We start from the raw sequence: 12,419 nt of genomic DNA, 5'->3' as shown, positions 1-12,419 counted from the left end.
CGTTCAGCTAATAGTTGAACGGACCAATCCATGAAGAACGGTAGGGCGATGATCTCAAGACTCCTCGTGTTTGGCGTTGTGGCATCTCTGGCGGGCTGTGGCGGCCCGGCAACCGATTTCGGCTCCAGAAGCGCGACCTTCGGCAGCACCACGATGAACGTCACCGAAGCCTTTGATGTGTGCGGGCCGAAGATGAGCTACGCCAAGCATCAAAAGGCGATCGCCGTCATTGAGGAATTCATGTCGGCAATGGAGTCTGTTGAGAACGGCTTCTGGATGGGCCGCTTCGCGGTTGCCGACTGCTACCTGAGCTACGGCCATTTCGACGAGGCTATGCAGCGCTACAGCGATGCGCTGAACGACGTGGAGGCGCGTTGGGGGCGGGAGGACATGCGCTTCGCCGCGACGCTGGAGAAGATCGCCGGGGTCTACCTGATCCAGGGCCGCTACGATCAGGCCGCCGTGCTTTACCAGCGCGCCCTCGGCGTGAAGACCGCGCTTGTGGGGGAGGACGATCCGCTGCTGGTCCTGCCCCTGACCGGACTTGGAGAGACTCATCTGCGCAGTGGCCAGTTCCGGGAGGCGCAGGGCCGCTTTGCCCGGTCCCAGGCGATCTGTGAAGAGGCGCAGGGCGCCGATCATCCCGATTGCGCCTACACGCTGAGCAACGTGGCCAAGGCCTACTACCACACCGGACGTGAGAAGCAGGCGGAAGAACTCCTGCAACACGGGCTTTCCATTGTGGAGGAGGCCGTCGGCATGCAACACCCTGCGGTGGCGGAGCGGCTCAACGACCTGGGCAGCTTCTACTATGCCCAGGAGCGGTTCGACGAGGCCAAGCCGCTGTTCCAGCGCGCGCTCTCAATCCTTGAAAGGCGGCTGGGGTCGAGCGATCTTGCTCTCTCGCCCAGTCTCAACGGCCTCGGGGCCATCAACTATGAACTGGGCCGCTTTGAGGAGGCCGAGAACCAGTACCTGCGCGGGCTTGACCTCATGGAAACGGCTTTCGCGCCGACCGATCAGCGCCTCTTCGGCGTTCTCGTGAACCTTGTTGAGCTCTACGGCGCCCAGGGACGCGAGGCGGAGGCCGATGCTCTGCGGGACCGCATCGACGATATCCTCACCGAGCACGGTTTCATTCCCGAAGACACCTTCCTCTAGGAACGGTCTCCAGGACCTGTCCCTAGAACGGACTGCTTCCAAAGCCGTTACTCTTCGTCGAACCAGAAGGTATCTGCGCGGTAGCGGCCGAAGTAGGCGCCGGGGTCGTAAAGGTAGACGGCTTCGTCTGGCAGGTTGCGCAGGCTCGCGCTGGCGACCACCGGCTGGCGCACGGCGCCCAGCAGCCCGATGGTGAAGACCTGGTCGGCGTGGATCGCCAGCATGCGCCGCCAGATTTTCTCCTGCGCGTCATCGTCGGGGCCGCTGGCCCAGGCCTCGTAGAGTCCCAGCAGTTCCTGAACGACCGGCAGGTCGGGGGCTTCCCCGGCGCTGCCGCCGCTCTGATGATGTAGGCCCCAGAGCGGCCAGTTGTTCTGGCGGTTGCTGGTTGGGGCCAGTTCCGCCGGGCTCATGGAGGCCGTGGCAAGTCCGTTGGTGAGCCCGTAGAAGATGCTCATCACCGTGGCGCCGCTGCGCACCCGCTGGCGCGCGGCCTGGCGCCCCTGGCTGCGGATGAGGACGGCGATGCCGACCTCCCGCCACTGCGCCGCAAGCACCTCCAGCGCATCGGTCTCCGAGGCGTCGGCGTCGGCGGTTTCGATCACCAGATCGGCGCGCCGCCCGTCCGGCAGATGGCGGATGCCGTCCTTGTCGCGCCACAGCATCCCCATGTCGTCGAGCAGGGCGTTGGCCCGCTCCGGGTCGTGGTCCGCCCAGGCGCGGCGGTCTTCTTCCTTGTAGAGGGGCGAGCCGGGCAGCAGGGTGTTGGCGCCGGGCAGGGCGGTGCCGCTGTAGAGCACCTGGTTCAGTTCCTCGCGGTCGGTGGCGAGGGAGAGGGCGCGGCGGAAGCGTACGTCCCGCAGAGCGTTCCGCCAGCCGGGCGAAACCACGTTCAGGTTGGGGTAGAGCGCGAGCTGGGCGCCACGGCCGATGGGCCAGAGCCGCAGCGTGATGCGGCCGCGATCCTCCGCCTCCTTCAGCACCGCGGCGTCCTTGAAGGAGAGCCCGCGGGCGATCAGGTCGGCCTCTCCGGCGGCGGCCTTGGCGGCCATCAGCCGCGCCTGGGTGCGCGTCAGGATGACTTCGTCGATGTAGGGCAGTTGCCGGCCCTGGCCGTCGACCCGGTGGAAAAAGGGGTTGCGCGTGGCGACGAAGCGGTCGGCGGGCGGCGGTACGGTATTGATCCAGGGCTGCAGGGTCGGCCGTTCCGGGTTGTCGAAGCGGAAGGGGCGGTCGCGGCGTTGGAACAGCTCGGCCCAGCTGCGCAGCCCCATGGCTTCCGCCTGGGCGGTCAGCTCCTCTTCGTCGGCGTAGCTGGCATGGAACTGTTTCAGATAGTGCGCCGGGCGGTAGATGAACAGCGGCGAGGCCGCGGCCAGCGCTGGCAGAAAGAGCGGATTGGGCTGCTCCCAGGTGAAGCGCAGGGTGGCGTCATCCAGCACCTCGAAGCGGGGCGGCTTGCCGTCCACCAGCATCGCCGGCGGCAGGCCGCGCGGCGAGATCTCCCTGTTGTTGGCGATCTCCGCCCACCAGAAGCGGAAGTCGGCGGTGGTGAAAGGAGCCCCGTCGGACCAGCGGTGTCCGGCCCTGAGGGTGAGGGTGAAACTCCGCCCGTCCTGGACCTCCACAGACTTCAGGATGTCCGGTTCCAGTTCCAGGTCTTCGTTCCAGACCATCAGGCGTGCGTAGCCCAGCAGCACGAGGTCGCGGGCATCGCGCCCGGCCCGGCTCAACAGGCGCAGGCTGCCGCCGTAGCGCCCTTCCTGCCAGCCGTCGCGATTGGGGAGGGCACTCTTCGGCTCCGCCGGCAGACGTTCGGTGAGGGACGGCAATGCGCCGGTGGCCAGTTCGAATCGCAGCGCGGGGGGCTCTTGCGGCGGCTTTGACTCCGGTGCTTCCTGGGCTGCCGCAGCGGTCGCGGCAAGCGTGGTCGCCGCGAGCAGCGTTGCGGCGATGTGGGTCCGGAGCGGGCTCATCCCGCCCTTATAGCCGGGCCGCTGCCGCGCACCAAGGGGCGGTCTGGAGGGCGTTCGTGCAGGAGTCATGGCGCGTTGAGGTATATCCGCCAATCCTTTGAATTTTCGTTAGGAAATGACGTTCTTGAAGTAAGATGTCCGGCCGTGGCTTGCAGGGGGCGGGCCCGGACCCCATAGTCTGCCAGACAGTCTTTCGGGCGGCGGAGCGGAGGAGAACGAATGGCCGAGAAGACGGCAGGGCCGGGAGTAGAAGGGGGGGTGGACGGCGGGCTCAAGCGCCTGCGCAAGGGCCGCGCCAAGGCAAGCGATCCGGCGCTGCTGGAGGAGTTCGCCCTGCGCCCCGATCCCGCCGATCCCAAGCTGACCGAGCGCATCGCCGGCGTTGATCAGGACGGCACGGCGGTGGAGACCGCCGTGGTGGTGGAGCGGCCGCTGACCCTGTTCCTCAACGGGCAGGAGATCGTCACCATGATGACCATCGGCGACTACCCGGACTATCTGGCCCTGGGCTATCTGCTGAACCAGAACATGCTGCGCCCGGACGATGTGATCGAGGGGGTGGACGTCGACGAGGAACTGGACGTGGTGGTCGTGCGCACCCAGCGCGAGACCGACTACGAGGAAAAGCTGAAGAAGAAGGTGCGCACTTCCGGCTGCGCACAGGGCACGGTATTCGGCGACCTGATGGAGAAGTTCGAGACCGTGAAGCTGCCGCCGGAGGCCGTCCTGAAGACCTCCTGGCTGGCCAGCCTCTCGAAAAAGATCAACGCCGTGCCCAGCCTCTACCTGGAGGCGGGGGCGATCCACGGCTGCGTGCTCTGCGAGGGCGACCGGCCGCTGCTCTACATGGAAGACGTCGGCCGCCACAACGCGGTCGACAAGATCGCCGGCTACATGCTGCGCCACGGCATCGCGCCGGACGACAAGATCTTCTACACCACCGGGCGCCTGACCTCGGAGATGGTGATCAAGACCGTGCAGATGGGCATTCCCATCCTGGTCTCGCGCTCCGGCTTCACCGCCTGGGGCGTGGAACTGGCGCGCCAGGCGGGCCTGACCCTGGTGGGCCGCGCCAAGGGCAAGCGCTTCGTCGCCCTGGCCGGCGAGGAGCGCCTGGTCTTCGACCACGATAGCGAGAGCCTGGAAGAGGAAGACCCGCGCCACCAGCGCAAGTCCAGCCGCGCCGACGATGCGGCCTAGCGTCCGCCAACTCGCATGACAATGGATAAGAAGACCGTAGCCGGCGTGCTGCTGGCCGGGGGCCTGTCGCGGCGCATGGGCGGCGGCGACAAGTGCCTGCGCGATCTCGGCGGGCGGCCGATCCTGGCCCATATCATCGAACGGGCAGCGCCCCAGGTGAGGGCGCTGGTGTTGAACGCCAACGGCGATGCGGCGCGCTTTGAGGCCTTCGGCCTGCCGGTGGCCGCCGACGTGGTGGAAGGTTACGCCGGGCCGCTCGCCGGCATCCTCACCGGCCTCGACTGGGCGGCCGAAAACGCGCCCGGCGCGCAGTGGCTCGCCAGCTTCGCCTGCGATGCGCCCTTCCTGCCGGCGGATCTGGTGGAGCGCATGGCCAACGCAGTGGAGGCGGAGGGCGCGGATCTGGCCTGCGCCGTCACCCACGGTCGCACCCACCCGGTCTTCGGCCTCTGGCGGCTCAGCCTGCGCGAAGACCTGCGCCGGGCGATGCTGGAGGAAGAGATGCGCAAGGTCGACCGCTGGACGGCGCGCCACCGTCTGGTTGAGGTGGATTTCCCCGACCTCGACACGCCGGCCGGCCCCCTCGACCCCTTCTTCAACACCAACCGGCCGGAAGATCTGGAAGAGGCTGCGGGGTACCTGGGGTAGCCTGGAAAGGCGGCTTCGCTGTGCGAGGCCGTTCTCCGGCCTCAGTATCCGAAGACCGCGGCGGAAAGGGGCTTCTGCAGGATGATCGCGGCGATCTCGCTGGTCAGAAACAGCAGCAGGAAGACGATCGCCACGCCGGTGATCAGGTTCGCGCGCTGGCGGGCGCTGCGTTGCCCGCGGGGCCTGCCGCTTTGGGCGGCATGAACCCGGCGGGTGCCTAGCGTCGCGGGGCGGTTTGTGGCCGCGAGGCTGGCCGAGGTGATGCGCACCTCCTGATGCTGGCCGGTGACGTCAGCCCAGCGCACGTAGGCGTAAGGCAGGCCGTCCTGCTGGAAGGCCTGCCGCGCCGCGTTTTGCAGGTCTTCGAGCGAGTCCGACATGGCCAGGTGCTGGCGGTTGTTGTCGTACAGGTGATAGATCATGGTTTGCAGAAACCGAGCTTCGCCGAATACGCCATCGGGCGCTTAAGACTGGGAAACTCCCAGGCTGGGGAACTCCCAGAAAGCTCCCGGAACTGGCGATGCGGTGAGACGAAGACTGGGCCTGCCGAGTTAACATTTGGTTGAGTGATCGCGGCAGCTAGTATCGTTATAGTTTTGATTAATCGAAGAGATTATGTTGCGCAGGACCTTCTCTGGCCGAGCGACGATCCTGCTGTGGCCGCGACGGCAGCAGTGCCTCAGAACACGCCGTAGCCGTTTGCGAAGAAGGCTCCCTTCGCCAATGCGGGAGCCCAAGAGCGGGAGCCCAAGAGCGGGAGCCCAGGAGCGGGAGCCTCACAGCGGCCAGGCGCGCCCTGCGATGGCCGGGATCGGGAATGCCTTCTCGGCAGCCTCGCCTCGGCCCGATTGCGCCCTAGTTCTTGGATGGCGGACTGCATCTGCGAAGGCAGCGCCGAACGACGAAGGCCCCCATGACAGATCCCGTTCACGTGGTTTGGTTCAAGCGCGATCTGCGGATCGCCGATCACCGCGCGCTGACCAAAGCGGCGGCGCAGGGTGCCGTGCTGCCGCTCTTCGTGGCCGAGCCCGCCTTGTGGCGGCAGCCGGATATGGCCGGGCGCCACTGGGCCTTTGTCGCGGACTGCCTCGTCGAACTGCGCCACGATCTGGAGGCTCTCGGCCAGCCGCTTGTCGTGCGTGTCGGCTCTGTCACTGAGGTTCTGGAAACAATCGATGCGGCCCGGGGCATCGCCGCGCTGTGGTCGCACGAGGAAACCGGCAACGCCTGGACCTACGCCCGCGACCTGGAGGTGGCAGCCTGGTGCCGGGCGCGTGGCGTGACCTGGCACCAGGAGCGGCAGAACGGGGTGATGCGCCGGCTCGGCTCGCGCGACGGCTGGGCCCGCAGGTGGGACCGCTTTATGGCGGAACCGGCGACCGCGCCGCCGCCGGCTTTGCCGTCGTTGGCGGGGTTGGACCCCGGCGGGATTCCCGCGGCGGCGGACCTGGGCCTCGGCCATGATCCCTGTCCGCAGCGGCAGAGGGGTGGTCGGGATGCGGCGCTGGAGCGCCTGCAGACCTTCCTCAGCGAGCGTGGCCGCGACTACCGCCGCGCCATGTCGAACCCCGCAGAGGGCGCGGCGGCCTGTTCGCGGCTCTCACCGCATCTGGCCTGGGGCAGCCTCTCGGCACGCGAGGTGACTCAGGCCACCTGGGCGCGGCAAAAGGCTCTGAAGGCTGCGGCCAAAGAAGCTGCCGCAAGGGAAACCATTGCAGGCTGGCGCGGTTCCATGACGTCCTTCGCCGGACGGCTGCACTGGCGCTGCCACTTTGCCCAGAAACTGGAAGACGAGCCGCGCCTGGAGTTTGCCTGCCTGCACAGCGCCTATGAGGGGCTGCGCCCGGCCGAGCCGGACCGCGCGCGCCTGATGGCCTGGTGTAACGGCGAGACGGGTCTGCCCTTCGTCGATGCCTGCATGCGCGCGCTGACGGCCACCGGCTGGATGAACTTTCGCATGCGCGCCATGCTGACGGCGGTCGCCAGCTACCATCTCTGGCTGGACTGGCGGCGGCCCGGCGAGCATCTTGCGCGCCTCTTCACCGACTATGATCCCGGTATTCACTGGCCGCAGGTGCAGATGCAGTCGGGCACGACCGGCATCAACACCGTGAGGATCTACAACCCCGTCAAGCAGGGCCACGACCAGGACCCGCAGGGGGCCTTCGTGCGCCGTTGGCTCCCCGAGCTTGCGGCGGTGCCCGACCAGTTCATTCATGAGCCCTGGCGATGGGAGGCGGCGGGGCGCGTGTTGGACCGGGACTATCCTTTTCCCATCGTCGACCATTTGGCCGCAGCCAAGGAGGCGCGGCAGAAGGTCTGGGCAGTGCGGCGCGGGGCTGCCTACCGGGCGACGGCGGATGCGATTCAGGACAAGCACGGCAGCCGCAAGAGCGGCGTCCGGCCGGTCGTCCGCCCCAAGCGCCGGTCGCCGCCGGGCGACCAACTGTCCCTGTCGCTCGGGCGAGAGGAGCAGTCATGAAGATGCGCAGGAAGGGCGATCTTCCCACGAAGATCTGCGCGCACTGTGGTCTGTCTTTCGCCTGGCGCCGGAAATGGGCACGGGACTGGGAACAGGTGCGCTATTGTTCCGAGCGGTGTCGGCGGGAGGCCAAGCGCAGGCATGGCTGACGACCGTGCAGGCTCAAGACGACGGAAGGCCGAGCCGGATGGGGCCTCGGGCCGCGCCCGGATCGATCGCCACACCCTTTTGCAGAACGACCACGCGGCCGTCTCTCGCCAGTGCCGCAGCAGCAGCGCGGACGTCAGGCATCAGCGACCGCCAGTCACTGCCGTCCGATGTCAGCCTGCGGGCGACCTCCGACGGGCAGATCGTCTTGCCCACTCCGCGCTCGCGGCAAAGCGCAAGAATGCAGGCGGCAATGTCCTCGTCGCTGAAGCCGTTCATGCCGTCCTTGTTCCCGCGTTCGCATTGCAGTGTCACAGTCAAAGTCAGGATAGATGGTGGACGCCGGAACCGACACGGATTTGAGCGCTTTGATCTGGACGCCGCAGCGCAGCGCGGCGCTCGACCGTCTGGAGCGCTTCGCGCCCCGGGCCGGGCGGGCCTATGCCGCCCGCCGCAACTTCGACTTCGGCCCGCAGGACCGCTCCAACGTTTCGGCGCTCTCGCCATGGATTCGCCATCGGCTGATTCTCGAAGAAGAAGTTCTGAGCAGCGTGCTGCAACGCCACAGCTTCTCCGCCGCCGAGAAGTTCGTTCAGGAGGTCTTTTGGCGCGGCTACTTCAAGGGGTGGCTGGAACATCGCGCGCAGGTCTGGGCCCGCTACCGCAGCGATCTTTCCGACTGCCTCGAGGGTCTGGATCGGGACCCGGCATTGCGCGACCGTTACGAAGCCGCCGTCGAGGGGCGCAGCGGGATCGACTGCTTCGATGCCTGGGCGAAGGAACTGGTCGCCACGGGCTATCTGCACAACCACACGCGCATGTGGTTTGCGAGCATCTGGATCTTCACCCTGCATTTGCCCTGGCAACTGGGCGCCGATCTCTTCCTGCGCCACCTGCTGGATGGCGACCCGGCCTCCAACACCCTCGGCTGGCGCTGGGTGGGCGGGCTTCACACCAGGGGAAAGACCTACCTTGCGCGGGCCTCCAACATCGCCCGCTACACCGACGGCCGCTTCGATCCGGCGGGCCAGCTTGCCACCGCCGCGCCGGCCTTGAGCGAGCCCGCTCTGGACGCACCGCGTTCTCCGCAGTTCGATGCAACGCCGAAGGATATCGGGCGTTTCGGTCTCTTGGTGACGGAGGAGGACGGGCAGCCGGAGACCCTCGACCTGCCGGGCCGGCCCTCTGCGCTCCTGGGGCTGGCCGCAACGGCGGAGCGTTCGCCTTTGGCGGTGAGCGACGTTGCACGCAGCTTCGCCGAGGCAGCCGTTGGCGATGCGCTGTCCCGCGCCGCAGAGGCGTTCGGGGCAGAGCCCGCTCATACCGGTGATCTCCAGCCCGGTGCCGAGGCCTGGGGACCGCGGCTTGTAGACTGGGCGCGCAATCGCGACCTGTCTGTGATCGTAACCGCCGCGCCACCCGTCGGCCCGATCCGCGATTCTCTGACGACCGCAGGTCCGGTGCTTGCCGACGCCGGCATCACGCTGCTGACAGTCGCGCGCCGCTACGACCGTGCCGTCTGGCCCCATGCCGGCAAAGGCTTCTTCCAACTGAAGGCAAAGATTCCGAAGCTGCTGAATGGCCTCGGCCTCAGTGCCTAGCCGAGCCGCGCCAGGACCTTCTTCGCGCTTTTCCGATAGTCGGCCTGCTTTTCGGGGGCCATGCGCTGCCAGGTGCGGTAGACCTGGGCGAGGCGCGGGTTGCCGCGCAGCTTCTCCTCGTTGCGCAGCAGGAAGTCCCAGTAAAGCGGATTGAAGGGACAGGCCTTGTCTCCGGTCTTCTGCTTCACGTCGTAGCGGCAGTGGGCGCAGTGGTCCGACATCTTGCTGATGTAGTTGCCGCTGGCGGCATAGGGCTTGGAGCCGAGCAGGCCGCCGTCGGCGAACTGGCTCATGCCCAGCGTGTTGGGCAGTTCGACCCACTCGTAGGCGTCGGCGTAGACCGCCAGATACCACTCGTGCACCTGCCGGGGATCGACGCCCGCCAGCATGGCGAAGTTGCCGGTCACCATCAGGCGCTGAATGTGGTGGGCGTAGGCCTCTTCCTTGGTCTGGGTGATGGCGGCCCTGAGGCAGGCCATGTCGGTCTCGGCGGTCCAGTAGAAGTCCGGCAGCGGCCGGTCGGCCCCGAAGAAATTCTCTTCCACGTAGCCCGGCATCTTCAGCCAGTAGATGCCGCGCACGTATTCGCGCCAGCCGATGATCTGGCGGATGAAGCCTTCGGCTGCGTTCAAGGGCGCCCGGCCGGCGTGGTGCTCGTCCGCAACCCGCCGGCAGACCGCCAGCGGGTCGAGAAGACCGGCGTTGATGTAGAGGGAGAGAACGGAATGATAGAGGAAGCGTTCTCCTTCCAGCATTGCATCCTGGTAGTCGCCGAAGAGGGGGAGGGCATGCTCGATGAAGTGCTCCAGGGCCGCTTCGGCCTCCACTTCGGTGACGGCGAACCAGAAGGGGTGCAGATCGCCGAAGTGATCGCCGAAGCGCGCGTCGACGAGGTCCAGGACGTCCTGCGTGATCGCATCGGGTTCGACCTGGTGGGGCTGCGGCAGGAAGAGATCGGCCTTGGCCGGCTTGCGGTTCTCGGCATCGAAATTCCACTTTCCGCCTTCCGGCTGGCCGCCATCCATCAGCAGCCCGGTCTTGCGCCGCATGTCCCGATAGAAGAACTCCATGCGCAGTTGCTTGCGCCCCTCGGCCCAGGCGGCGAAGTCGTCGCGTGAACACAGAAAACGGTCGTCGTCGAGGATATCGACGGGCAGACCGAAGTCATCCGACCATCGGCTCATGGCGTCGCGGACGCGCCACTCACCCGGTTCCGTAACGATCAGACGCTTCGGGCTGTGGCGCGCGATGGCGCGTTCCACCTCGCCGCCGAAGTTGCCGGTGTTTTCCTCCGCGTCGAGTGGGACATAGTCGATCTGCCAACCCGCTTTCTTCAGGGCTTCGGCGAAGTGACGCATCGCGGCAAAGAGAAAGGCGATCTTCTTCTTGTGATGCCGGACGTAGGTGGCTTCCTCCTGGACCTCCACCATGAGCAGCCGGTCTTGCGCCGGATCGGCGGCCTTCAGGGAAGAAAGCCCCGGCGACAGCTGGTCACCGAGGATGAGGACGAGGTTTCTAACGGCCATGAAGTTGCCCAGACGTGACGAGGTATCTGGGTTATACGCGCCCCGGCCAGCCGCGTATCACCTGCCGCCGCCCTTAACCGCGCAGCCCCGGGTCAGCCCGGCGGATGGTACTGATAGAGCCAGGCTTCGGTCAGCACCCGGCCTTCCAACTCCATGAAGCAACGCAACTCGACGGGCTCGCTGCCGGTCACCGTCAGGTCGAAGGAGGCGAGCCAGCGCGGCGTGTACCAGACCGGCTCGGAGCGGTTCAGGCTGACCTCCCCGCGTGAGGTGGAGACCACCACCTTCGGCCGGGCGCCCCAGGGAATGTCGGCCAGGCTGGGGCCGTCGAACTCGACCACGAACTTCACCACACCCTCCGGACGGGGCTTGCCGGCCTCGCCGCCGCGGCCCATGCGGGTCGCCACGCAGCGTGCCAGATCGACCACGGGAAAGAAGGGCTCGAACTCGACCCAGTGCAGGCGGTAGCGGTAGGTGAGGCTGCTGCCGGCCAGCACCGGATCGGCCGGGCGCCAGTAAGCGACGATGTTGTCGTGGATCTCGTCGTCGGTCGGCAACTCGACCAGTTGCACGGCCCCGTCGCCCCAGGAGTCCAAAGGCTCCACCCAGCAGGTGGGGCGATGGTGGTAGTTCACGCCGTCCAGGTAATGCGCGTAGCTGCGGTCGCGCTGCGACAGGCCGAAGCCGCGCGGATCGCGGTCCTGAAAGCTGGAGGTCATCAGCCGGGGCGGGTTGTTGAGCGGGCGCCAGATGCGCTCGCCGGTGCCGGTCCAGAGCGCCAGCCCGTCGGAATCGTGCACCTCCGGCCGCCAGTCCTTGAGGCGCTGGTCGCCGTATTCGCCGAACCAGAACATCGAGGTCAGCGGTGCGATGCCCAGGCGCGCAATGTCGCGGCGGATGAAGAGGCGCTTTTCCACCTCCATCACCACCGCGCGCCCGCGCTCCATGACAAAGCGGTAGGCGCCGGTCAGGCTGGGTCCCTCCAGCAGCGCGTAAACGACCTGGGGGTCGCCCTCCCGCTGGGTCGGCGTGAACCAGAACTGCGTGAAGTCGGGAAACTCCTCCGGGCCGGGGTCGCCGACGTTGATGGCGATCCCACGGGCGGAGAGACCAACCTGTCCCAGTGGGCCCACGGCTCTGAAGTATGAGGCGCCGACAAAGGTGGCCCAGGGCTCGCGCGCGCGCCAGTCGCCGGAGCGGCGCGATTCCTGGACCCAGAAGCCGGCGAAGGCGGAGGCGTCGGGCGGGATGCGGGCTGCCGGATGGTCGGCCGGGATGGTGAAGTAGTCCGGCGCATAGAGCACCTCGCGGGCCTGGCCGTTCTCCACCTGATGCATACGAACGGATTTGGGGAAGTAGCGCCCGAGATGGACGAAGGTGATGGGATAGACGCTGCCGTCCGTTCCCCAGAGCGCGTACTCGGGATGCAGGCGCAGCTTGCCGTGGGCGTCGTAGTCGATTTCCTGGACAACCCCGGGGGCCGGACGCGGCGGCTCCAGGTAGGAGCCGGCGGCGCGCTGGCGCGCGTGATCGATCAGCCAGTTCCAATCGAAGTCTTCGGGCAGTCCCAGCCGCAAGGCCGGCGCTTGCGCGCCGGCCAGACGTGGAAGGGCGAGGGCGGTGCCCAGCACAGCCAAACCCTGGCCCAGCGTCTGACGCCGAGTGATCTTCATGTTCT

11 protein-coding genes are annotated in these 12,419 nt (G+C 67.2%); 6 read left to right on the top strand and 5 right to left on the bottom strand.

Going from position 1 to position 12,419, the window contains the following annotated elements; genetic code table 11:
• Window positions 1-48 precede the first annotated feature (48 nt).
• Window positions 49-1,161 carry a tetratricopeptide repeat protein gene (locus tag ACO06P_RS05020; RefSeq protein WP_420348911.1) on the top strand — a complete coding sequence of 371 codons (1,113 nt, stop codon included), beginning with the start codon at window positions 49-51 and terminating at the stop codon, window positions 1,159-1,161.
• A gap of 47 nt (window positions 1,162-1,208) precedes the next feature.
• Here ACO06P_RS05020 and ACO06P_RS05015 read toward each other — a convergent pair whose 3' ends face one another.
• A complete protein-coding gene (locus ACO06P_RS05015) occupies window positions 1,209-3,137 on the bottom strand; it encodes an ABC transporter substrate-binding protein (protein ID WP_420348910.1) in 1,929 nt (642 codons plus the stop codon).
• A gap of 219 nt (window positions 3,138-3,356) precedes the next feature.
• Here ACO06P_RS05015 and fdhD point away from each other — a divergent pair, with 219 nt between their 5' ends.
• Window positions 3,357-4,337, top strand: a complete 981-nt coding sequence (gene fdhD, locus ACO06P_RS05010; RefSeq protein ID WP_420348909.1) for a formate dehydrogenase accessory sulfurtransferase FdhD — start codon at window positions 3,357-3,359, stop codon at window positions 4,335-4,337.
• A gap of 15 nt (window positions 4,338-4,352) precedes the next feature.
• A complete protein-coding gene (gene mobA, locus ACO06P_RS05005) occupies window positions 4,353-4,985 on the top strand; it encodes a molybdenum cofactor guanylyltransferase MobA (protein WP_420348908.1) in 633 nt (210 codons plus the stop codon).
• Between the two features lie 41 nt (window positions 4,986-5,026).
• Here mobA and ACO06P_RS05000 read toward each other — a convergent pair whose 3' ends face one another.
• Window positions 5,027-5,407: a hypothetical protein gene (locus ACO06P_RS05000; protein ID WP_420348907.1), complete on the bottom strand. Its 381-nt coding sequence runs from the start codon at window positions 5,405-5,407 to the stop codon at window positions 5,027-5,029.
• 491 nt (window positions 5,408-5,898) lie between these two features.
• On the opposite strand from ACO06P_RS05000, the gene ACO06P_RS04995 reads away from it, so the two are divergent.
• Together ACO06P_RS04995 and ACO06P_RS04990 are read left to right on the top strand one after the other, a co-directional pair.
• Window positions 5,899-7,467, top strand: coding sequence for an FAD-binding domain-containing protein (locus tag ACO06P_RS04995; RefSeq protein ID WP_420348906.1), 1,569 nt, complete (start codon window positions 5,899-5,901; stop codon window positions 7,465-7,467).
• The gene (locus tag ACO06P_RS04990) at window positions 7,464-7,616 is read left to right on the top strand and encodes a DUF2256 domain-containing protein (RefSeq protein WP_420348905.1); all 153 of its coding nucleotides are present in this window, start codon (window positions 7,464-7,466) and stop codon (window positions 7,614-7,616) included. The genes ACO06P_RS04995 and ACO06P_RS04990 overlap by 4 nt, the downstream gene beginning before the upstream one ends.
• A 13-nt stretch (window positions 7,617-7,629) precedes the next feature.
• Here ACO06P_RS04990 and ACO06P_RS04985 read toward each other — a convergent pair whose 3' ends face one another.
• A complete protein-coding gene (locus ACO06P_RS04985) occupies window positions 7,630-7,893 on the bottom strand; it encodes a DUF3253 domain-containing protein (protein WP_420348904.1) in 264 nt (87 codons plus the stop codon).
• A 53-nt stretch (window positions 7,894-7,946) separates the two neighbouring features.
• Between ACO06P_RS04985 and ACO06P_RS04980 the strand changes: the two genes are divergently transcribed.
• Window positions 7,947-9,215, top strand: a complete 1,269-nt coding sequence (locus ACO06P_RS04980) for an FAD-binding domain-containing protein (RefSeq protein WP_420348903.1) — start codon at window positions 7,947-7,949, stop codon at window positions 9,213-9,215.
• On the opposite strand, the gene ACO06P_RS04975 is transcribed toward ACO06P_RS04980, so the two are convergent.
• The gene (locus tag ACO06P_RS04975) at window positions 9,212-10,741 is read right to left on the bottom strand and encodes a cryptochrome/photolyase family protein (protein ID WP_420348902.1); all 1,530 of its coding nucleotides are present in this window, start codon (window positions 10,739-10,741) and stop codon (window positions 9,212-9,214) included. The two genes, ACO06P_RS04980 and ACO06P_RS04975, sit on opposite strands and share 4 nt — an antisense overlap.
• A gap of 92 nt (window positions 10,742-10,833) precedes the next feature.
• Window positions 10,834-12,414 carry a glucan biosynthesis protein gene (locus tag ACO06P_RS04970; RefSeq protein ID WP_420348901.1) on the bottom strand — a complete coding sequence of 527 codons (1,581 nt, stop codon included), beginning with the start codon at window positions 12,412-12,414 and terminating at the stop codon, window positions 10,834-10,836.
• Window positions 12,415-12,419 lie beyond the last annotated feature (5 nt).

Origin of the sequence: Pelagibius sp. (assembly GCF_965227505.1) — a bacterium.
Lineage (GTDB): Bacteria > Pseudomonadota > Alphaproteobacteria > Kiloniellales > Kiloniellaceae > Pelagibius.
This window is presented reverse-complemented; position numbering and strand designations above follow the sequence as displayed.

Excerpts from the sequence above, each read along its gene's own strand:
- fdhD (WP_420348909.1), top strand. The coding sequence starts at position 3,357 with ATGGCCGAGAAGACGGCAGGGCCGGGAGTAGAAGGGGGGGTGGACGGC.
- ACO06P_RS04985 (WP_420348904.1), bottom strand. The coding sequence starts at position 7,893 with ATGAACGGCTTCAGCGACGAGGACATTGCCGCCTGCATTCTTGCGCTT.
- ACO06P_RS05000 (WP_420348907.1), bottom strand. The coding sequence starts at position 5,407 with ATGATCTATCACCTGTACGACAACAACCGCCAGCACCTGGCCATGTCG.
- ACO06P_RS04980 (WP_420348903.1), top strand. The coding sequence starts at position 7,947 with ATGGTGGACGCCGGAACCGACACGGATTTGAGCGCTTTGATCTGGACG.
- mobA (WP_420348908.1), top strand. The coding sequence starts at position 4,353 with ATGACAATGGATAAGAAGACCGTAGCCGGCGTGCTGCTGGCCGGGGGC.
- ACO06P_RS04995 (WP_420348906.1), top strand. The coding sequence starts at position 5,899 with ATGACAGATCCCGTTCACGTGGTTTGGTTCAAGCGCGATCTGCGGATC.
- ACO06P_RS04975 (WP_420348902.1), bottom strand. The coding sequence starts at position 10,741 with ATGGCCGTTAGAAACCTCGTCCTCATCCTCGGTGACCAGCTGTCGCCG.
- ACO06P_RS05020 (WP_420348911.1), top strand. The coding sequence starts at position 49 with ATGATCTCAAGACTCCTCGTGTTTGGCGTTGTGGCATCTCTGGCGGGC.
- ACO06P_RS05015 (WP_420348910.1), bottom strand. The coding sequence starts at position 3,137 with ATGAGCCCGCTCCGGACCCACATCGCCGCAACGCTGCTCGCGGCGACC.
- ACO06P_RS04970 (WP_420348901.1), bottom strand. The coding sequence starts at position 12,414 with ATGAAGATCACTCGGCGTCAGACGCTGGGCCAGGGTTTGGCTGTGCTG.
- ACO06P_RS04990 (WP_420348905.1), top strand. The coding sequence starts at position 7,464 with ATGAAGATGCGCAGGAAGGGCGATCTTCCCACGAAGATCTGCGCGCAC.